Source organism: Bradyrhizobium sp. USDA 4503 (assembly GCF_054055815.1).
Map to the genome: position 1 here is coordinate 8,130,724 of NZ_JBSRXS010000001.1, position 21,280 is coordinate 8,152,003.

The following is a 21,280-nucleotide window of genomic DNA, read 5'->3' on the forward strand; positions in this document are numbered from 1 at the left end:
TATAAGAGGGAATTCCGGTTTTCACGTTCAGCAACAGTGCATGTACAATCCTATTCGGGACGAGCTGCTTCTATTTACGGCTCGAGCTGTTTGCGATTGCGAGGCCAATAAGACGATTGAGTCGCGGGTGCGGCCTCACGCATTCTCACGTTTACATCGTCCACAGATCTCTTGGCACGCGCACCTTAATCATTACTCATCACAGTTTACGCCATTCACATTCTGCCTTGCCGATGTCATGACCCGCTGCGGCGAGCATGGCGCGTGCTCTTCGGAGCTTACGATCTGACGCTACGTGAGGTTCAAGCCATATGTTGGTTTACTGTTTTAGACCCGGTCCGGCATCTAACTGACATCCTCTCAGGAGCGGCCTTCTTCGACCTGCTCGTTTGCGCGGTCGAAAACCGTAACGCTGCAGAATGAATGCTCGCTAAGGGATCTCGTCGATGAGATTTGACTCCACGACCCACTTTACCGGCCAAGACGGGGCGGCCTTGTCCTGCAGCTCGGCGCTCCACGATGTTGGAGACTAGGCAGCTTGGCAGAGCCAGTGTCTAGCTCGACGCAAAACGTCCAGCCGTTCTTCTGCCGATTGTAACTGGTTTGGCCGCTGTCAAGCATGCGGGGCCAGGACGATGTCGCCGAGATATTGAGGGGACCTTCGGGTTGCTGAAGCACGTGCGGTCGGCCAGGTGCGCGCGAAACCCATCATTCGTCCACAGCGGTCCTAGCGCGGTGTCACCCTGGACTTCTCGCGGCCCGCTAAGCCAACCGACACGGATGTTGTAGACAAGCCCTATGTCGCAGAAGCCTTGCTTTGTCGGGATCGCGGCTTTGCCCGCCACCGGGACGTGAGCCTGGTATACTCCTTCTCGGCGGATTCCACGCGTGCTCGTTTCTCAGCCCTCTTCGCGGGGATATTGTAGTCATAGGCCGATCCACGCTTGGCATGGCTGGTAGGTAGTCCAGCGCGCAGTTCGATGCTCCGGAACTTGCGCGCCAGCATAGCCGGCCTGGTCCAGATCTAGTCGGTGCTCTTGGTCAGCATATGCCATATGATCATCGCCAGCTTCCGCGCCGTCGCGACTGCCGCGATGTGCTTGCCGCGTCGTGAAGCCACACGCTGGAGAATGCACGCAGCGGTCCCGGCGAACGGGCTGCAGCCCATGCTGCTTCGACAAGCATTCCGCGAGCTTGGCCGCGGCCCTGCTTGGTGATCCTGCCAAGGTAGGCGGAGCCCTCGCCAGACTGCCGTACGCTCGGGTTTAGCCCAGGCCTGGTCGGGTCGGCAAAGCGCCGAATGTCGCCGACGGCCGCGGCCACGCCCAAGCCACCGTCATATTCACACCCGAAAGCGTCATCAGCCGCCGAATGACCGGATCGGACATCGCTTCACGCGCGATATCCGCCTCGATCTCCTTCAACGAACCCTGGATCAGGTCGATCTGCGCCAAGTGCCGCTCCATTGCGGCACGCTCGTCGGCAGGTACCTTCTGGGCGGCGATCCACCTGCGACCGCTGATCCCTACAAGGTTGAGGTGTGGACAGGGCGGAATGAAGTGGGCGTGAAGGATCGACTGAATGAGGTTTTTCAAGCGTACCCGCTGCCGCACGAGCTGCGTGCGGCGCGCAACTTGCCGTCGCAGGGCCATAGTGCGCTCATCGGGTACCCAGACCTCCGGAAGAAATCCTGTGGCGTATAACTTCGCGAGCACGGCGGCATCGATCGCATCCGTCTTGATCTTTGCGTGCGCGATCAACCGCACCTGCTTCGGGTTGGCGATGACAACACGGTCGACGTACGGAGCCAGAACTTCGACAACGGCCGCGGCATTGCCAGTCGCCTCGACGACCACGTGATCGTCATGGGTAAAGTTCCTTCCTGGCGAAAGCCTCTAAGCTGTCACGGGTCATCTGAATGCGGCCGAGCTTCGTTAGATGTCGCTCGAGCAGAGCCACGGCCCCGGCCGCCACGCGATGGATGTCCATGCCAATGATGCCCCTCTCTCCCTCCATGGTCAGTGCGAAAGGGAGCTGCGGGCAACACGACAATTACGGATCGCGCTCGCAGCGCATCCGGGCTAGTCGTAGGGGCGGCCAGATAACGACCTCGAACTCGCAGTTCATGTCGGTGCGACGGCCTGCCCGCACTTGCGTGCTCCCGGTGCCCCGAGGCCCGGATCGGTCTACGCTAATGGGCTAGATCGAGTCTGGAAACCGGGACACCGGCTACATCATGCCGGACAACGCGTTCATCGAAGCCTTCAACGCTCGCTTCCGGGCCGAATGCCTCAACACGCACTGGTTCCTGTCCCTTGCGGACGCCCAGGAAAAAGTGGAGACTTGGTGCAGATACTATAACGAAGAACGGCCCCACGGGGCGATCGGCAACAGACCACCGATTTTGCTGCAGAACCATGTCGGCGCCACCAGCCCGCCAACGTGATCAAGGGCGAAAACTCTAGTTCTGACTGGTCCAAAGTTCGGTCTCGCTACACCTCCATCGGAGTGCGCTTCAGACGGCGTCGACAGCCTTCCGGAGCCCTGCCGATCCGAGCGCGTTCAAGATATCTCGCTGGCTACTGTCCAGCGGGGGCCTTGGTGCCTGCCCGTGAAGCCACGCGCAGCGCCAAAATCTATTGGAACGGCGGTAGCTGCCTCCTCATGGAAAATCGTCTCCGACGATACCGCCCTTGCGACTTGAAGGCGAGGAGGGAAGGCGCTATGTTAAACAAAATCGAGCTTTGTTATACAAGGTCGACCAATGCCGAAAATCAGCACAAGGAAGCCCGCATCCCGCGGCAAGCGTTCCACACTCGGCCACAAGACCAAGATCGGTAAGCTCGGGGTTGGTGCGGCCTCGCGCGTTACCGCCGTCATGAGCGCAGCAGAGCATTCGGGGCTGCTCGGAGAGAAGAGGGCGCGGATCGCTGGGCGGACCAGCCGGGAGCTGATCCAGCGAGCGAAACAGCAGACCGGTATCGCCGCGGACACGGATCTCATCGAATTTGCGCTCGCGAGCCTCGCGCTCGACGACAATTTCAGCGAGACGTTCCGGAAGACGATGGGTTCGGTCGACCCCAACCTCAAGCTCGGCTTCTGAGGTGGCGGAATTCGATTTCGCAGCGGCGCTTCGTTGGGCGCGGTTTGATCCTGGCGCGACACTGGCGAGGCAGGCCGATCACGAACTTCCGTTCCTTGGTGATAGGCCCGAGGCGGGTCAGGAGCTTCTGCTCGACACCTGCGTCTACATCGATGGACTTCAGGGGCGCGCACCAAGCATCGTCGCGGACCTATTGGACCTTCGGCACGCCAACCACTCGACTGTGGCCATCCAGGAGCTGATGCACACAGTCGGGGTGCTAGATCCCAAACATCCTGGGACGCGCGCGGCTATCGAGCAGATCGGCGCCTCAATCTCGAGCATGCCGTCTCACCGAATCTTTGCTCCGGATGTGGAGATTGTTGGCCGCGCCGCGCTCCTCTCGGGCATGCTTTGCCGGCTGCAGGGCTATCAGAAGGACGACAAGTTGCGTGCGCTTCAGGACAGCGTTCTATTCCTGCAAGCCCAAAAAGCCGGATTCACTGTTCTCACCGCCAATGTCGCGGATTTCGATTACCTGCTGCAACTGATACCCCTAGGTCGCGTGTTGTTCTATCGGAGGTGAGTTCGCGACTTTGCCGACCAGAAAGGCACACGTAACCTTTCAGTTCTTGTGCAACTAGCAGCCAATAAGAGTACATCAATCAATGTCGGCATTAGTTCTTGGCAGCAAGTGGACCCCCATATGCAGATCCATACTGTAGTCGGCGATGCGGGCTTGATTAATCGCGGCGAAGGGACCGCTGCATCGGCAAACGACCTCGACGCATCGAACCTGACGGCTGTTTCCTCAATACGAGAGAGGGCCCGCCCGAGTTTACCAGCACGGGCGCCGGACGGACGCGCACACGGGCAAAACGCGAAGACAGCTGTTCTGCCGTGCCCTCACGGCACGTGATCTTGTGCCAAGCATGCGCTGGCGGACCGATCGCAAGCTTCGTGACCGAAATCGGTCGGTGTTTGCTATCACGCCGTAGCAGTTTTGGAGATCGTCCGTTCCCCGACCACTTCTTCGGCGGCCGCGGTCCGGTTCTGAGCGCCCATACCGAGGTTTCTGGCAAGATGCTGGCCACAAGCTCAGGTCCAGTTCGGTATACTCCCACGCAGAGCGGTATCGGGCCGTAGCCGGCGTCCATCAGGACCACGCCGCGCGGCAAGCCCACGCACAGGCCCAGCGCACATGATCGAGTGCAATTGCCGGCTTCGTCTTGAAGGTGATGTCCTTGGGAACTCCGGTTTTGCGCCGACGTACACGGTCCGTCGCCCATTCCCTTGGTAGATAGAGTCGATAGGCAACCGGCAAGCCGCATGATGGTTCGTGAGCGAAGGCGTCACGGCAACCTGACAATTGTCTTGCTCGCCCAACTGACCGCAATTGCCGTGCAACGCCGACCGAATGCCGCCCCTTCTTAGGAAAGCCCGTATCATCGATGATCCAAGCTTCGATCTCTCCGTGACATTCGATGCCCGGTAGCGCTAACTCACGGATCTTGCCCAACGCTTGCTGATCCGACCAGTCGCCTTGACCGACAAGATGTAACAAGGCCTGATGTTGTGCCGCTGTCCGCTCAGGAGTAAGCGCTAAGCCAGAACCCTTGCTTCGGGATCTGGATAGCCGTGCGAAGAAGCCTCCGGGTTGGACGGAGGTTTGGGATGGGATTGGACAGCAAAAAGGACGTCCATTTAGACGGCTCATCGGCGGGGTCGCTGAGCCGGCTGGAGATCCTTGAAGGGCCGTCAGGACGTCGTGTGCGTTCGGAAGCTGAGAGAGCTCGGATCGCTGCCGAGAGTCTGTTACCCGGTGCTCAGGTGTTCGAGGTGGCGCGCAAGCACGGAGCGACGCGCCGGCAGATCTACGATTGGCGACGGCGGTTTCGACAGCGAGGTATGTTGCCGTCGTGCGAGGCGTCCCCGCCGACATTTGCGCCGCTGGTCGTAGACCATGCGTTGGAGGAGCGTCAGGCTCCGGCGATCAAGCTTGAGATCGCGATCGGTGATGTCGTGCTGCGGACGGATACGGCCATAGATGCTGACCAGCTATCCCGGGTGATCCGTGCGGTGCGAGCGTCACGATGATCGCGGCCGGTTCTGATCTGAAGATTTACGTTGCCACGCGGCCGATTGACTTCCGCTGTGGACACGATGGGCTTGCGACGAAGGTGCAGGAGATGCTTGATCTCGACCCGTTCAGCGGCGCAGCCTTCGTGTTCCGCTCGAAGCGAGCGGACCGGATCAAGATTTTGGTCTGAGATCGAACGGGCCTGGTGTTGGTGCACAAGCGCCTCGAAGGTTGCAAGTTTGTTTGGCCAACGATCGCGGACGGTGTGATGCGCATGTCGCCGGCGATGTTTGCGGCCGAGTGGCGGGTCCGTCCGCGTCAGCATCGATTACCACGTCGACGTGGAGAAGCATTACTACAGCGTTCCGCATCGCTTCGCGCGCGCCGAGGTCGAGGTGCGGCTCACCGCCCGCACCGTCGAGATCTTCCACAAGGGCGAGCGGATCGCCGCGCATCAGCGCATGAGCGGCAATCACAAGCATACCACCGTGCCCGAGCACACGGCCTCGAGCCATCGCCGCTACGCCGGCTGGACCATCGCGCGCATCCGGCAGGACGCCGCCGCGATCGGCCCGGCGACCAGCGCGTTGTGCGACCTCATCCTTGACGAGCGCTCGCAACCCGAACAGGGGTTCCGCGCCTGCCTCGGCATTCTGCGGCTCGCCGCGTCCTACGGGCGCGAGCGCCTCGACGCTGCGGCCGCCCGGGCAATCGACATCGGCGCGCGCACCTACGGCTCGGTCAAGTCGATCCTTGCCAACAATCTCGATCGGCGTCCTTCACCCAAGCGCTCCGCGGACGACGCGCCGATCCTGCATGCCAACATCCGCGGACCGCGCTACTACAATTAGGAGATGATCCCTTGCTCACTCATCCGACCTTCGACCGGCTCAATGCGCTCGGCCTGCATGGCATGGCCAAGGCCTTCGTCGACATCGAAGCCACGGGCGAGGCCGATAGCCTCGGTCACGCCGAATGGCTCGCGCTACTGCTCGAACGCGAAGCCTCGCTGCGCCACGACAAGCGGCTCGCCACCCGCCTGCGCCACGCCAAGCTGCGCCAGCAGGCGTGCGTCGAGGACGTCGCCTACCGCCCCCCGCGCGGTCTCGACCGCGCGCTGTTCGCCAGCCTCGTCGAGGGCCGCTGGATCGACGACCACGTCAACCTGCTGATCTGCGGCCCCGCCGGCGTCGGCAAGAGCTGGCTCGCCTCGGCGCTCGGGTTTATCGATTTCTTTCCCACCAACCTTGCTTCAATCGCTTCCCAGATCCGGCGGGCACTTTGCACCATGCACCGAGCGGAAGAGGTGTTGGCAAGGCATCGCAAGGAGACTTTCCATAGCGCAGGGCATGAACCGAATCCGTCATTTCGGCACTGCGCAGCTCCGTGCGGGCGAGTGAATAAGTTTTACCCTGCAGATACCTGATCTAGTGATTGCTTCCGTGGATGCTCGCTGTCGAGCTCGCTTGGCTGGGGATACCGTGGTGAATGATGGGCGAGCGTTGACCGGGCGTTTCTGATTCGCGCCTGCCGGCGGAACCTCCAAATTATTGCGATCCAACGGGCAAAAACTCAGCCGTGTTGGCCGGGTTTGCGGCGATGGCGAGGGTACCCACCGAATCCGTTATTGGCCTTCGCCACAATGCGCGTTGCTGGGCACGGAAGTTCCCGGGCGAAGAAAGTGCGGCATGCGATTGCTGATCACATTTGACCATGCAAACCAGCCAGTGGCCTGCCGCAAACTAATTGTCGGGCGCAGCTAAAACCATCCACCATGCCTCAATCTCATCTCGTCAGCTCGATCCATCGCCAATTGTCCAACGTGTTCGGTTAAGCCGATATCGTTTCTCAACCAGGACCGTGAGGGAAATCGCTCGAATCTGCGACGCCCGGGCAAGGTCGAGCGGCGCAGCCAGATGGCGATCATCCCGCCGAGCCTGCTGCCGTTTCGTGTGCGCCTATCCACGCAAATGCCGATCCTCGCGGCTGACAAACCGTCCCGGGATGCTTTATCGTCTCCGGGGAGAATACCTTCTCGTTGCCCAAAACCCCCTTCAGTCATCAATGAGCCTTATGCGTTGATCTCGCTATGCTGAGCGAGCTGGATCGGAAACAATCAACCTAACGAATGTTCTGGTGCCCATTCATGCAATGAGCGGCCTAGCGTGTGTTGAATCCTGCATCGAGGTGCGGTTCTTCGGCGGATTTCATGAAGGCCCGACTCAGTATCAATTCTCGTCGAATGGCGACGGGCGCCCTGAAGAGAGGTTCCATTGCTGCCGTTGAGCGCCACGTCCAGCTTGCCGACGTTGCAGCAAGGTGATGCCCACCCTTGGCACAGCCGTTGGGCGCACGCGAGCATGGCGTCCAACATGGCGGCCTGACGCTCCAGCGCGACACGCTCCTGGGGCTTGAGGGGCGGCGTCGGACGCCTCGCTGGAGCGGTACTACGGATCCCAAACGGCTGATCACTGACAAAGTTTCAGGCGGACAGCGACCCAAACAGCGCCGACGATGGCAGCCCACCTTCATCCATGTCGGAGGCGTAAGCGATAGGTCCGCTTGCACCTGTCGACAACGACGAAGGACAACGTCAACCTGAAGCCGCTATGGATTGGGCTGACTGCGTGCGCCGAAACCTAAGTAAGTCTGGAAGCCGACAAAGCCAACAAGAACATGTTGCGAATTGTTGACCATTGGCTGGCGCGAAGAATGCAGACCCCCGCCTGCCTTGAGGGCTTGGCTACCGTCGCAAGTTGAAGCCGGCTTGGCCGCGCAGCTAAATCCTTTGCGCTCGCTAGCCGGCCGAAACAGCCACACATTTGTCTCTTATCTGGGGCGGCCGTGGCATGGGGTTTGCTCAGTTAGCTGAGAGGCTGCGGTGCTGTATTCGCGCCGCGAGACACAGCGAAAGGAAGGAAACAACTTGCCAAATCTGCGACCGGAGCCGCTTTGTCTGGCCGGCAACATCACCAGCGGCGTTCTCGACCATACCAACGCAGGCGGCAGAACCGCGAAGAAGGATGAAAATCAAGGTGGTACGTGCACGCCTTCGGCTCGGCTGCGGAATACCCTCACGCCGATATTTTTGTCTAGACGCCGGGAGGGCTCGGTAGGCCTTTTGGGTGTAGCCGATGCTTCGGCAGTGCGCGGAAGCCGCGCTTGCAGATCAAAAACAACGACCTCCAGCCGCCGCAACAATGAATTCAACGAGAATCCGGCAATCGAACGCTATGATTGTGCGTAGCCTGCACGACGTTGAAGCGACCGATCACTTCGTCGATTGGGGCAATGGCACGAGCCACCGCCTTCTGACGGATAAGGACGGCATGGGTTTTAGCGTCTGCCACACTGTGGTCCGCGCTAACACCGTTTCGCTTCTGCAATACCGCAATCACCTCGAAGCCTGCTACTGCATCGCCGGAGAGGGCGAGGTCGAGGACATGGACGGCAATGTCTTCTCCATTCGTAAGGGCGACATGTATGTGCTTGACAAGCATGACAAGCATCTTCTGCGCGGGGGACGGGACAAGGACCTGATCCTCGTCAGCATCTTCAACCCGCCCCTTAACGGAACCGAGCGCCACAAGCTCAACGACCCGGCAGGCTCGACATATTGAGCAAGGCGAAGATCGACTGCATGACGCAGCATTTGCAAACTTATGACGTGAGGGCCAATGCGGGGCAGCCGTTCGGCTGCATCGATATCCTGTCGACCGACGAGCGCTCCTATCTACTGGAGGAGTTGAATCGGACGGCGGCGCCTTATCCGTCGGAGCTGTGCATCCATGAGCTGTTCGAGGCGCAGGTGCAGAAGGCGCCGAAGGCGGTGGCGGTGGTCCATGAGAAGGAGAGATTGAGCTATCGCGAACTCAATGCGCAGGCCAACCGGCTGGCGCATCATCTGATCGAGCTCGGGGTCAAGCCGGACCAGCCGGTGGCGATCTGCCTTAAACGCAGCCTGGCGATGGTGGTTGGTGTCTTGGCGATCCTGAAGGCGGGCGGCGCCTATCTGCCGCTGGATCCAACCTATCCACCGGCGCGGCTGCGGCAGATTGTCGGCGATGCAGAACCGCAGCTGCTGCTTTGCGATACCGCCGGTCGAACCGCATTGGGCGGCGAGGCGCTCGCGAATGTGAGCGTGGTCGATCTGGATACTGGCAGCTGGGCCTGGTGCGAGCGGCCGCCTTCGGATCCCGACCCGCGCACGCTTGGTCTCACATCGCGCCATCTCGCCTATGTGATCTACACCTCAGGCTCAACCGGAACGCCCAAAGGCGTTGAAATGTCCCACGGCTCGCTTGTAAATTCGCTGGCGGGGATTGGCACCTCAAAACTGCGTACACTTCAGTTCGCGACCCTGAACTTCGATGTGTCCTGCCAGGAATTGTTCATTTGTTGGAAGGGCGGCGGAGTACTCGTGCTCCTGGGAGAAGAGACCCGGAGGCGTTTCTCCGACCTATTGGAGTTTATCGAGCGGGAGGCGATCGAGCGGCTTTTCCTCCCATTCGTGGCATTGAATCATCTTGCAGAAGTCTGGAACACGCGGCGCGTGCAGCTGCCCTCTTTAAGAGAGCTTTATACAGCCGGCGAACGATTGCAGGCCACTCCACTGCTTAGGGCTTTTTTCGAAGCACACCCGAACGCGAGATTGATCAATCAATATGGGTCCACAGAAATCAGCGTCATTTCCGAGCACCACCTTGCAGCTGATCCGTCATGTTGGCCCGAGATGCCTCACATCGGGCGTCCAATCGCCAACACGCGGGTCTACCTGCTGGATGGCCATGGCGCGCCCGTGCCGTTCGGCGCAGTGGGCGAGCTTTACATCGGCGGGGCAGGGGTTGCGCGCGGGTATTTGAACCGTCCTGAACTGACAGCCGAGCGGTTCATCGCCAGTCCCTTTGTCGAGGGCGACCGGCTGTACCGGACCGGTGACCTCGGGCGTTATCTGCCGGACGGCAATCTGGAGTTCCTGGGCCGCAACGACGACCAGGTGAAGATCCGCGGCTACCGCATCGAACCGGGCGAGATCGTAGCAAAGCTGTGCGAGCACGCCCTTGTGCGCGAGGCGGTGGTGGTGGCGCGCCAGAGCCGCGCCGGCGACAAGCATCTGATCGCCTATGTGGTCTGCGCGCCCGAGACCGGCGCCCCCGAGACCGGCTCGGACGGGGGCAATGGAGGCGGGCTTGCCGGCGCCTTGCGCGCGCATTTGAGTAGCCGGCTGCCGGACTACATGGTGCCGGCGGCGTTCGTGCCGATCGCGGCGCTGCCGCTGACGGTAAATGGCAAGCTCGATCGCAACGCGCTGCCGGCGCCGGCGGATGAAGCCTATGCGCTGGCGGCCTATGAGGCGCCGCAAGGCGCGGTCGAGATCGCGCTGGCGCGGATCTGGGCCGAGCTCCTCGGTGTCGAGCGCATCAGCCGCCACGACCACTTCTTCGAACTCGGCGGCCACTCGCTCTTGGCCGTGCAGGTGTCGAGCCGGCTGTCACGGGCTGTTGGGGTCGAACTGCCGCTGTCGACGCTGTTCGCAAGGCCGGTGCTGGCTGACCTGGCGGCAAGCATCGTCGAGCTGTTGAGCCGCTCCGGTCCGCAACAGCTGCCGTCGATTGCGGTCGTGTCGCGGCATGAGCCGCTGGTGCTGTCGTTTGCGCAGCAGCGGCTATGGTTTTTGGCGCAGCTGAACGTAGGCAGCACGAACTATCACATTCCGCTGGCCCTGCGACTGCGCGGAGTGCTTGACGGCCGCGCCTGGCAGCGCAGCCTTGACCGTCTGTTTGCGCGTCATGAGGCGCTGCGCAGCGTCTTTGTCGCGACGCAAGGCAAGCCCCGCGTTGAGATCCTGCCGCCGGATGCGGGATTGCCGGTACTTGAGCACGATCTTCGGCACAGAGCTGATGCGGAAGCGGCACTTTTGGATCTGTGCCAAGAAGAGGCGCGTACGCCATTCGATCTTGCGCGCGGTCCGCTGATCCGCGGGCATCTGGTGCGGATGTCGGATGATGAGCACGTCTTCCTGCTGACCCAGCATCACATCGTCTCGGACGGCTGGTCGATGGGCGTGCTGCTGCGTGAACTCAGCCAGCTTTACCGGGCATTCGGGGCTGGTCAGGACGATCCTTTGCCGGCGCTGGCGATCCAGTATCCGGATTACGCCGCCTGGCAACGCCAATGGCTGTCGGGGGAACGGCTGCAGAAGCAGGCGCAGTATTGGCGCAGCGCCCTGGCGGGCACGACCCGTCTTGTCTTGCCGACCGACCGTGTGCGGCCGGCCCAGCAGTCGTTTGCCGCGGCCACGGTCCCGATCGTCATCGATGCGGATCTGACGCGGGAGCTGAAGCGGCTGTGCCTGCAGCATGGCACGACCTTGTTCATGACGGTGCTGGCGGCCTGGGCGGCGGTGCTGTCGCGTCTGTCGGGACAGGACGATCTTGTGATCGGCGTGCCGAGCGCCAATCGGGGGCATCGGGAGATCGAAGAGCTGATCGGGTTCTTCGTCAACACCCTGGCGATTCGGTTGGACCTGTCAGGCGAGCCAAGCGTGTCGGAGCTTCTGGAGCGGACGCGGCGCACGGTGCTGGCTGCGCAGGAGCATCAGGACCTGCCGTTCGAGCAGGTGGTGGAGATCGTGCAGCCGCCCCGGGCTCTTGATCACACGCCGTTGTTGCAGGTGATGCTGGCTTGGGAGAACAATGCGGTTGGGTCACTGGACCTGCCGGGACTGAGTATCGAAGTTGCCGGGGAGGAGATTGACCAGGTCGAGTTTGACCTGGAGCTGAGCCTTGGCGAGCATGGCGAGGAGATCGCCGGAACCCTTGGTTATGTCACGGCGCTGTTTGATCAGTCGACGATCGAGCGGCAGATTGGTTATTTGCTGGCGCTGCTGCGGGCGATGGCTGCCGATGCGGGCCAGGTGGTCGGCCGCATCGACATCCTGCCGGCCGAGGAGCGCAGCTATCTCTTGGAGGAGTTGAACCGGACCGCGGCGCCTTATCCGTCGGAACGATGCATCCATGAGCTGTTCGAGGCGCAGGTGCAAAGGGCGCCGGATGCAATGGCGCTGGTCTGCGAAGATGAGCGGCTGAGCTATGGCGAACTCAACGCGAGGGCCAACCGGCTGGCGCATCATCTGATCGCCCTCGGGGTCAAGCCTGGGGATCGCATTGCCTCCGTGCTGGACCGCTCCGCCGCTCTTGTGGTGGCGCAGTTGGCGATTCTGAAGGCGGGCGGAGTGTATGTACCGATCGATCGCGCCCTTCCATCTGCGCGACAAGAATTGTTGATGGCCGATTGTGCTGCACGCCTGGTGCTTTGCGGGGATGACCTGGTTGAGGCGACGATACCTGTTCTCGCTATTGAGCCGCTCATAGTTGGAACGGGATGTAGTAGCGATCCTGGTCTGGTGTTGAGCGCTGAGACTGCCGCATACGTCATGTACACCTCCGGCTCAACTGGCCTTCCGAAAGGCGTTGTTGTTCCTCATCGTGCCGTCAACCGGCTCGTGATCAACAGTGGCTATGCGAAGGTCGATGCAGGAGATCGGGTGGCATGGGCTGGCAATCCCGCCTTCGACGCAAGCACATTCGAAGTATGGGCACCGCTGCTTAACGGTGGTTGCATTGTTGCAATGGATGCCGCCACCGTCAGGGATACTTCCAGTTTTGCCCGGGTGCTAGAACAGTACCGCGTGACATCACTGTTTCTGACAACAGCATTGTTCAACCAATATACGTCATCGATTGCTCCGACGTTGGCGCAGCTGAAGTACCTCCTCTGCGGAGGTGAGCGCGGCGATCTCGCCTCATTTTTGAGATTGCTGAAAGAAAAAGGCCCCGTACGTCTCATTCACTGCTACGGGCCCACTGAGACGACGACGTTTGCGACGGCCTGGACTTGTCCGGCTGATTTTGATGGGTCGGTGGTCCCGATCGGGCGTCCAATCGCCAACACGCGGGTGTACCTGCTGGACGGTCATCGCGCGCCCGTGCCGTTCGGCGCAGTGGGCGAGCTTTACATTGGCGGGGCGGGGGTGGCGCGCGGGTATTTGAACCGCCCTGAACTGACGGCCGAGCGGTTCATCGCCAGTCCCTTTGTCGAGGGCGATCGGCTGTACCGGACCGGCGACCTCGGGCGTTATCTGCCGGACGGCAATCTGGAGTTCCTGGGCCGCAACGACGACCAGGTGAAGATCCGCGGCTACCGCATCGAACCGGGCGAGATCGTAGCAAAGCTGTGCGAGCACGCCCTTGTGCGCGAGGCGGTGGTGGTGGCGCGCGAGAGCCGCGCCGGCGACAAGCATCTGATCGCCTATGTGGTCTGCGCGCCCGAGACCGGGGCGCAAGAGACCGGCTCGGACGAGGGCAATGGAGGCGGGCTTGCCGGCGCCTTGCGCGCGCATTTGAGTAGCCGGCTGCCGGACTACATGGTGCCGGCGGCGTTCGTGCCGATCGCGGCGCTGCCGCTGACGGTGAACGGCAAGCTCGATCGCAACGCGCTGCCGGCGCCGGCGGATGAAGCCTATGCGCTGGCGGCCTATGAGGCGCCGCAAGGCGCGGTCGAGATCGCGCTGGCGCGGATCTGGGCCGAGCTCCTCGGTGTCGAGCGCATCAGCCGCCACGACCACTTCTTCGAACTCGGCGGCCACTCGCTCTTGGCCGTGCAGGTGTCGAGCCGGCTGTCACGGGCTGTTGGGGTCGAACTGCCGCTGTCGACGCTGTTCGCAAGGCCGGTGCTGGCTGACCTGGCGGCAAGCATCGTCGAGCTGTTGAGCCGCTCCGGTCCGCAACAGCTGCCGTCGATTGCGGTCGTGTCGCGGCATGAGCCGCTGGTGCTGTCGTTTGCGCAGCAGCGGCTATGGTTTTTGGCGCAGCTGAACGTAGGCAGCACGAACTATCACATTCCGCTGGCCCTGCGACTGCGCGGAGTGCTTGACGGCCGCGCCTGGCAGCGCAGCCTTGACCGTCTGTTTGCGCGTCATGAGGCGCTGCGCAGCGTCTTTGTCGCGACGCAAGGCAAGCCCCGCGTTGAGATCCTGCCGCCGGATGCGGGATTGCCGGTACTTGAGCACGATCTTCGGCACAGAGCTGATGCGGAAGCGGCACTTTTGGATCTGTGCCAAGAAGAGGCGCGTACGCCATTCGATCTTGCGCGCGGTCCGCTGATCCGCGGGCATCTGGTGCGGATGTCGGATGATGAGCACGTCTTCCTGCTGACCCAGCATCACATCGTCTCGGACGGCTGGTCGATGGGCGTGCTGCTGCGTGAACTCAGCCAGCTTTACCGGGCATTCGGGGCTGGTCAGGACGATCCTTTGCCGGCGCTGGCGATCCAGTATCCGGATTACGCCGCCTGGCAACGCCAATGGCTGTCGGGGGAACGGCTGCAGAAGCAGGCGCAGTATTGGCGCGATGCCCTGGCAGGCACGACCCGTCTTGTCTTGCCGACTGACCGTGTGCGGCCGGCCCAGCAGTCGTTTGCCGCGGCCACGGTCCCGATCGTCATCGATGCGGATCTGACGCGGGAGCTGAAGCGGCTGTGCCTGCAGCATGGCACGACCTTGTTCATGACGGTGCTGGCGGCCTGGGCGGCGGTGCTGTCGCGTCTGTCGGGACAGGACGATCTTGTGATCGGCGTGCCGAGCGCCAATCGGGGGCACCGCGAGATCGAAGAGCTGATCGGGTTCTTCGTTAACACCCTGGCGCTTCGGTTGGACCTGTCAGGCGAGCCAAGCGTGTCGGAGCTTCTGGAGCGGACGCGGCGCACGGTGCTGGCTGCGCAGGAGCATCAGGACCTGCCGTTCGAGCAGGTGGTGGAGATCGTGCAGCCGCCCCGGGCTCTTGATCACACGCCGTTGTTGCAGGTGATGCTGGCTTGGGAGAACAATGCGGTTGGGTCATTGGAGCTGCCGGGGCTGAGTGTAGAGGCTGTCTCCGAGATCGATCAGATCAAGTTCGACCTGGAGCTGAGCCTTGGCGAGCATGGCGGGGAGATCGCCGGAACACTGGGTTATGTTACGGCGCTGTTCGATCGCGCGACCATCGAGCGGCAGCGTGGTTATCTGCTGGCGCTGCTGCAAGCGATGGCTGCCGATGCGCAGCAAGAGGTCGGCCGCATCGACATCCTGCCGGCCGAGGAGCGCAGCTATCTCTTGGAGGAGTTGAACCGGACGGCGGCGCCTTATCCGTCGGAGCGGTGCATCCATGAGCTGTTCGAGGCGCAGGTGCAAAAGGCGCCGGAGGCGGTGGCGCTGGTCTGCGAACATGAGAGGCTGAGCTATGGTGAGCTCAACGCACGGGCCAACCGGCTGGCGCATCATCTGATCGCCCTCGGGGTCAAGCCGGACCAGCCGGTGGCGATCTGCCTGGAACGCAGCCTGGCGATGGTGATCGGGCTCTTGGCAATCCTCAAGGCGAGCGGTGCCTATCTGCCGCTGGACCCGGCCTATCCCGGCGAGCGGCTGCGGCAGGTTGTCGACGATGCAGCGCCGCGGCTGCTGCTTTGCGATGCCGCCGGACGCGCAGCACTCGGCCCCGACGTGCTGAATGCCGTGACGGTGGTCGATCTGGCAACGGCCACGCCGGCCTGGGCCGAACGGCCGGATTCGGACCCTGACCCACGCGCGCTTGGTCTCACGTCCAGCCATCTCGCCTATGTGATCTACACCTCAGGCTCAACCGGAACGCCCAAAGGAGCGCAGAATGAGCATCGGGCTATTATCAATCGCCTGATCTGGATGCAAAAAGCCTACGCACTCAATGCGACTGACGTTGTCTTGCAGAAGACCTCATTTGGCTTCGATGTCTCGGCCTGGGAATTCTTCTGGACGTTGCTTGAAGGGGCGAGCCTGGTGCTGGCGCTTCCTGGTGCGCACAGAGACCCTGATGCGCTTGTCAACTTGATAGTCAGCCAACGCATCACCACAGCACACTTTGTACCATCGATGCTGATCAGCTTCATGGACGCGAAGGGGGTTGATCGCTGCACATCGCTGAAGCGTCTCATCTGTAGTGGTGAGGCGCTTTCTGCCTGCCTTGCGCAGAAGGTTCGTCGCGTATTGCCCTGGACTGGTCTGCACAATCTGTACGGTCCCACGGAAGCTGCTATCGACGTGACCGCCTGGACTTGTCCGACTGATTTTGATGGATCGGTGATCCCGATCGGCCGCCCGATCGCCAACACGCGGGTGTACCTGCTGGACGGTCATGGCGCGCCCGTGCCGTTCGGCGCGGTGGGCGAGCTTTACATCGGCGGGGCGGGGATGGCGCGCGGGTATTTGAACCGCCCTGAACTGACGGCCGAGCGGTTCATCGCCAGTCCCTTTGGCGAGGGCGATCGGCTGTACCGGACCGGTGACCTCGGGCGTTATCTGCCGGACGGCAATATTGAGTTTTTGGGCCGCAACGACGACCAGGTGAAGATCCGCGGCTACCGCATCGAGCCGGGCGAGATCGTAGCAAAGCTGTGCGAGCACGCCCTTGTGCGCGAGGCGGTGGTGGTGGCGCGCCAGAGCCGCGCCGGCGACAAGCATCTGATCGCCTATGTGGTCTGCGCGCCCGAGACCGGCACCCCCGAGGCCGGCTCGGACGGGGGCGATGGAGGCGGGCTTGCGGGCGCCTTGCGCGCGCACTTGAGTAGCCGGCTGCCAGACTACATGGTGCCGGTTGCGTTCGTGCCGATCGCAGCGCTGCCGCTGACGCCGAACGGCAAGCTCGATCGCAACGCGCTGCCGGCGCCGGCCGATGAAGCCTATGCGCTGGCGGCCTATGAGGCGCCGCAGGGCGCGGTCGAGACCGCGCTGGCGCGGATCTGGGCCGAGCTGCTCGGTGTCGAGCGCATCAGCCGCCACGACCACTTCTTCGAACTGGGCGGCCACTCGCTCTTGGCTGTGCAGGTCTTGGAGCGGCTGCGGCGGCTGTCGCTCGGGGTCGAGGTACGCACCTTGTTCGCCAGGCCGGTGCTGGCCGATCTTGCCGCCAGCCTTGGCAGCCATCACGAGGTGGCAGCCCCCGTCAACCTGATCACCGAGCAAAACACCGCCATTACGCCGCCGATGCTGCCGCTGATTGAGCTGACACAGGGCGAGATCGATCGGATCATCGCCACAGTGCCCGGCGGCGTCAGCAACATCCAGGACATCTATGGCCTGTCGCCGCTGCAAGACGGCATCCTGTTCCATCATCTGCTAGCCAGTCGGGGCGATCCCTACCTGATGGTGTCGCAGGTGGCGTTTGCCGAGCGTGCCCTGTTGGAGCGTTATCTTGGTGCGGTTCAGCAGGTGGTGGATCGGCACGATATCCTGCGTACGGCGTTTGTTTGGGAGGGGCTGTCGAGCCCGGTCCAGGTCGTCTGGCGGCGCGCGCCGCTACACGTGAGCGAGGTCGAGCTGGACGGCTGCGAAAGCTCCGGTGCCGATGAGCTCCGGCGCCGGTTTGATCCGCGCCGGCAGCGCATCGAAATTGGCCAGGCGCCCTTGTTGCGGTTTGTGATCGCGCGCGAGCCCGCCAGCAGGCGCTGGCTGCTGCTGCAGTTGCAGCACCATTTGATCGGCGATCACACGACGCTGGAGGTGATGCATACCGAGGTGCGCGCCGTGCTCGAGGGGCGTGCGCATGAGTTGTCAGAGCCGCAGCCGTTCCGCAATCTGGTCATGCAAACGCGGCTGGGCGTGAGTGCGGAAGCGCACGAAGAATTCTTCCGAAAGATGCTGGCCGACATCGACGAGCCGACCATGCCGTTTGGGCTAAGCGAGGTCTACGGCGACGGCAGCGGGCTCAGTGAGGCGCATCGGATGCTGCCGCCGGCGCTCAACGAGCGGCTGCGCGAACAGGCGCAACGGCTCGGGGTGAGCTTGGCCAGCCTGTGCCATCTGGCCTGGGGGCAGGTGGTGGCGCGCAGCAGCGGCCGAGAGCAGGTGGTGTTCGGCACGGTGCTGTTCGGCCGAATGCATGCGGGCGCGGGCGCCGACCGTACAATGGGCCTGTTCATCAACACGCTGCCTGTGCGGCTTGCCCTGGACGAGACCGGGGTTGCGGCGAGCGTGCGCAGTACCCACGCGCAGCTTTCCGAGCTGCTTGCGCATGAGCATGCTTCGCTGGCGCTGGCGCAACGCTGCAGCGGCGTTGCGGCGCCGGCGCCGCTGTTCAGCGCGCTGTTGAACTACCGTCACAACAGGCCGGCGGCCACGCCCGGCCTCGGAACGGATGATGTCCTGTCGGGCGTGGAATGGCTCGGCGGCGAGGAGCGCACCAACTATCCCGTAAACTTGTCGGTCGAGGATTATGGCGAAGCGCTCGGCCTGACGGCGCAGGTGGCGGAGCCTGTTTCTGCTGATCGGGTCTGCGGCCACATGCAGCGGGCGCTCGAGCAACTGGCCGAGGCGCTGGAGCATGCCCCCAACATGCCGGTGCGCGAGCTCGACATCCTGCCGGCCGAGGAGCGCAGCTATCTGCTGGAGGAATTGAACCGAACCGCGGCGCCTTATCCGTCGGAACGGTGCATCCATGAGCTGTTCGAGGCGCAGGTGCAAAAGGCACCGGAGGCGGTGGCGCTGGTCTGCGAAGATGAGCGGCTGAGCTATGGTGAGCTCAACGCGAGGGCCAACCGGCTGGCGCATCATCTGATCGCCCTCGGGGTCAAGCCGGACCAGCCAGTGGCGATCTGCCTGGAACGTAGTCTGGCGATGGTGGTCGGGCTTTTGGCGATCCTCAAGGCGGGCGGTGCCTATCTGCCGCTGGACCCGGCCTATCCCGGCGAGCGGCTGCGGCAGGTTGTCGACGATGCCGCGCCGCGGCTGCTGCTTTGCGATGCCGCCGGACGCGCAGCACTCGGCCCCGACGTGCTGAATGCCGTGACGGTGGTCGATCTGGCAACGGCCACGCCGGCCTGGGCCGAACGGCCGGATTCGGACCCTGACCCACGCGCGCTTGGTCTCACGTCCAGCCATCTCGCCTATGTGATCTACACCTCAGGATCCACGGGAACCCCAAAGGGCGTCATGGTCCAGCATCGGGAGCTGGTCAATCTGCTGTCGGCTCAGGTCGGCCTTTTTCGCGCTTCTTCCAAGAGCCGAGTCGTGCAGTTCGCCTCCATTGGTTTTGATGCAAGCGCTTGGGAGCTTGTTATGGCGTTTGGCTCTGGAGCCGCGTTGCACTTGCCAGCGGACGAGATGCGTCAAGCGAGTAACAAGCTATCGGATTATCTCCGAAGCGAAGCTATCACCCATGCGACGTTACCCCCCGCGTTGCTACCGGCAAGTAAGAATCTGGGATGTTTGGCTTCGCAAGTTCTCATTCTTGCTGGCGAGCTGCCGAAGGCTGAACTCATCCGAAGTCTTGCCCCGGCATCAATTGTCAACGCGTATGGCCCGACCGAGACAACAGTTTGCGCGACGGTCTGGAATTGCCCGGCTGATTTTGATGGGACAGTGGTTCCGATCGGGCGTCCAATCGCCAACACGCGGGTGTACCTGCTGGACGGTCATGGCGCGCCCGTGCCGTTTGGTGCGGTCGGCGAGCTTTACATTGGCGGGGCGGGAGTGGCGCGCGGGTATTTGAACCGCCCTGAACTGACGGCCGAGCGGTTCATCGCCAGTCCCTTTGTCGAGGGCGATCGGCTGTACCGGACCGGAGACCTCGGGCGTTACCTGCCGGACGGCAATATTGAGTTTTTGGGCCGCAACGACGACCAGGTGAAGATCCGCGGCTACCGCATCGAGCCGGGCGAGATCGTCGCAAAGCTTTGCGAGCACGCCCTTGTGCGCGAGGCGGTGGTGGTGGCACGCCAGAGCCGCGCCGGCGACAAGCATCTGATCGCCTATGTGGTCTGCGCGCCGCGGGCTGCGGACGAGGGTGATGCAGGCGGGCTTGCGGACGCCTTGCGCGCGCACTTAAGTAGCCGGCTGCCGGACTACATGGTGCCGGCTGCGTTCGTGCCGATCGCGGCGCTGCCGCTGACGCCGAACGGCAAGCTCGATCGGAACGCGCTGCCGGCGCCGGCCGATGCAGCCTATGCGCTGGCGGCCTATGAGGCGCCGCAGGGTGCGGTCGAGACGGCGCTGGCGCAGATCTGGGCCGAGCTTCTCGGTCTCGAGCGCATCGGGCGCAACGACCACTTCTTCGAACTGGGCGGCCACTCGCTCTTGGCCGTGCAGATGCTCGGTCGAGCATTAGAACTTGGGCTGAGCTTTAGCGCTGCCGATCTCTTCCAAACCCCTGTTCTGAAGGAATTTGCATCAAAGGTTCATGTGGAGCCACAGCCCAGTAGCCGAGGGGTAGTTTCCGTTCGATCAACCGGATCGCAGCCACCGCTCTTCTTTGTCCCCTCAGGTTTTGGGGATTATTCCTATGTCTTCGGTTTGGTGGCGGAAATGGATGTAGATTGCCCCGTCTACGCCCTGCCATGGCCGCCCTTCAATGACGTTTGCTCACCCACTCTTGAGGCGATGGCCGCAGAGGTGATCCGTGCGATTAAAGAGATCCAGCCACGAGGCCCATACCGTTTTGCTGGATACTCATCAGGTGCAATCCTGGCCTATGCAATTGCCGAGCAATTGCTGAGCATCGACGAAGTTGTATCATTCATGGCGTTCATCGATGTTGGTTCACCTGCAGATTATTCAAACGCATCACACATCAATTTGGCTCGAGAATTTGTTTTGGAGCGTTGTAGAATCTCGCAGGATGAATACGGCGAGGCTTTCGAAGGATGCACGGAGCAATGTTCCATTTCTGAGTTGCTCGAAAAGGCGCAGCAAATAGGAGCGTTACCTCCAGATCACGATCTCCACAGCGATGTTTCGATGTATCAAAGGGCCGTGGCATTTCAGCGGGCGCTACAATCGTACCGAGTTCCGCCGCTCCCGATCGAGATACATCAGTTTTATGCCAGCGAGCCTCTCATCAGCTCTGGGGTACCACTCGACGAACAACCGCATCACAAGGCAAACTCGCCAAAGAAGGGTTGGGACTTGGTTTTGGATGCCGCGGCCATTCATGCGGTGCCGATGCCAGGCAATCACACGACAATGGTGAGCAATCCAGAAAACCGGCAAGTTCTGGCTCGGGCCATTTCAAGGGCGCTAAGCGGGACTGTTAAATAGACAAGGACTTTCTCTCGAA

The 21,280-nt window shown here is 62.2% G+C and carries 7 protein-coding genes and 5 pseudogenes; 10 read left to right on the plus strand and 2 right to left on the minus strand.

The window, feature by feature from the left end:
- Positions 1-796: 796 nt before the first annotated feature.
- Positions 797-2,016, minus strand: a pseudogene (locus ACVMIH_RS38505) (IS110 family RNA-guided transposase).
- Between the two features lie 226 nt (positions 2,017-2,242).
- Between ACVMIH_RS38505 and ACVMIH_RS38510 the strand changes: the two are divergent.
- The 3 genes and pseudogenes from ACVMIH_RS38510 to ACVMIH_RS38520 form a co-directional block, all read left to right on the plus strand.
- Positions 2,243-2,446 (plus strand): annotated as a pseudogene (locus ACVMIH_RS38510) (integrase core domain-containing protein); the annotation flags it as partial.
- Between the two features lie 318 nt (positions 2,447-2,764).
- Entirely contained in the window at positions 2,765-3,103 is a 339-nt protein-coding gene (locus ACVMIH_RS38515) for a hypothetical protein (protein WP_456865754.1), read from the plus strand.
- Position 3,104: 1 nt separating this feature from the next.
- Positions 3,105-3,668, plus strand: a complete 564-nt coding sequence (locus ACVMIH_RS38520; RefSeq protein ID WP_456865757.1) for a type II toxin-antitoxin system VapC family toxin — start codon at positions 3,105-3,107, stop codon at positions 3,666-3,668.
- Between the two features lie 157 nt (positions 3,669-3,825).
- Here ACVMIH_RS38520 and ACVMIH_RS38525 read toward each other — a convergent pair.
- Positions 3,826-4,799: pseudogene (locus ACVMIH_RS38525) on the minus strand (IS701 family transposase).
- Between ACVMIH_RS38525 and tnpA the strand changes: the two are divergent.
- From tnpA to ACVMIH_RS38560, 7 genes and pseudogenes are all read left to right on the plus strand, one after another.
- Complete coding sequence (gene tnpA, locus ACVMIH_RS38530; RefSeq protein ID WP_456865760.1) at positions 4,757-5,179, plus strand: IS66-like element accessory protein TnpA; 423 nt, start codon at positions 4,757-4,759, stop codon at positions 5,177-5,179. The pseudogene ACVMIH_RS38525 and the gene tnpA overlap by 43 nt on opposite strands.
- A complete protein-coding gene (tnpB, locus tag ACVMIH_RS38535) occupies positions 5,176-5,352 on the plus strand; it encodes an IS66 family insertion sequence element accessory protein TnpB (RefSeq protein WP_456827043.1) in 177 nt (58 codons plus the stop codon). Before tnpA ends, tnpB begins: the two co-directional genes overlap by 4 nt.
- A gap of 105 nt (positions 5,353-5,457) precedes the next feature.
- Positions 5,458-6,013, plus strand: a pseudogene (locus tag ACVMIH_RS38540) (Mu transposase domain-containing protein); the annotation flags it as partial.
- 11 nt (positions 6,014-6,024) lie between these two features.
- Positions 6,025-6,384 (plus strand): annotated as a pseudogene (locus ACVMIH_RS38545) (ATP-binding protein); the annotation flags it as partial.
- A gap of 1,659 nt (positions 6,385-8,043) precedes the next feature.
- Positions 8,044-8,409 carry a hypothetical protein gene (locus tag ACVMIH_RS38550; protein WP_456865763.1) on the plus strand — a complete coding sequence of 122 codons (366 nt, stop codon included), beginning with the start codon at positions 8,044-8,046 and terminating at the stop codon, positions 8,407-8,409.
- Positions 8,396-8,782, plus strand: a complete 387-nt coding sequence (locus ACVMIH_RS38555) for an ectoine synthase (protein ID WP_157348798.1) — start codon at positions 8,396-8,398, stop codon at positions 8,780-8,782. Before ACVMIH_RS38550 ends, ACVMIH_RS38555 begins: the two co-directional genes overlap by 14 nt.
- Positions 8,779-21,261, plus strand: coding sequence for an amino acid adenylation domain-containing protein (locus ACVMIH_RS38560; protein WP_456865766.1), 12,483 nt, complete (start codon positions 8,779-8,781; stop codon positions 21,259-21,261). The genes ACVMIH_RS38555 and ACVMIH_RS38560 overlap by 4 nt, the downstream gene beginning before the upstream one ends.
- Positions 21,262-21,280 lie beyond the last annotated feature (19 nt).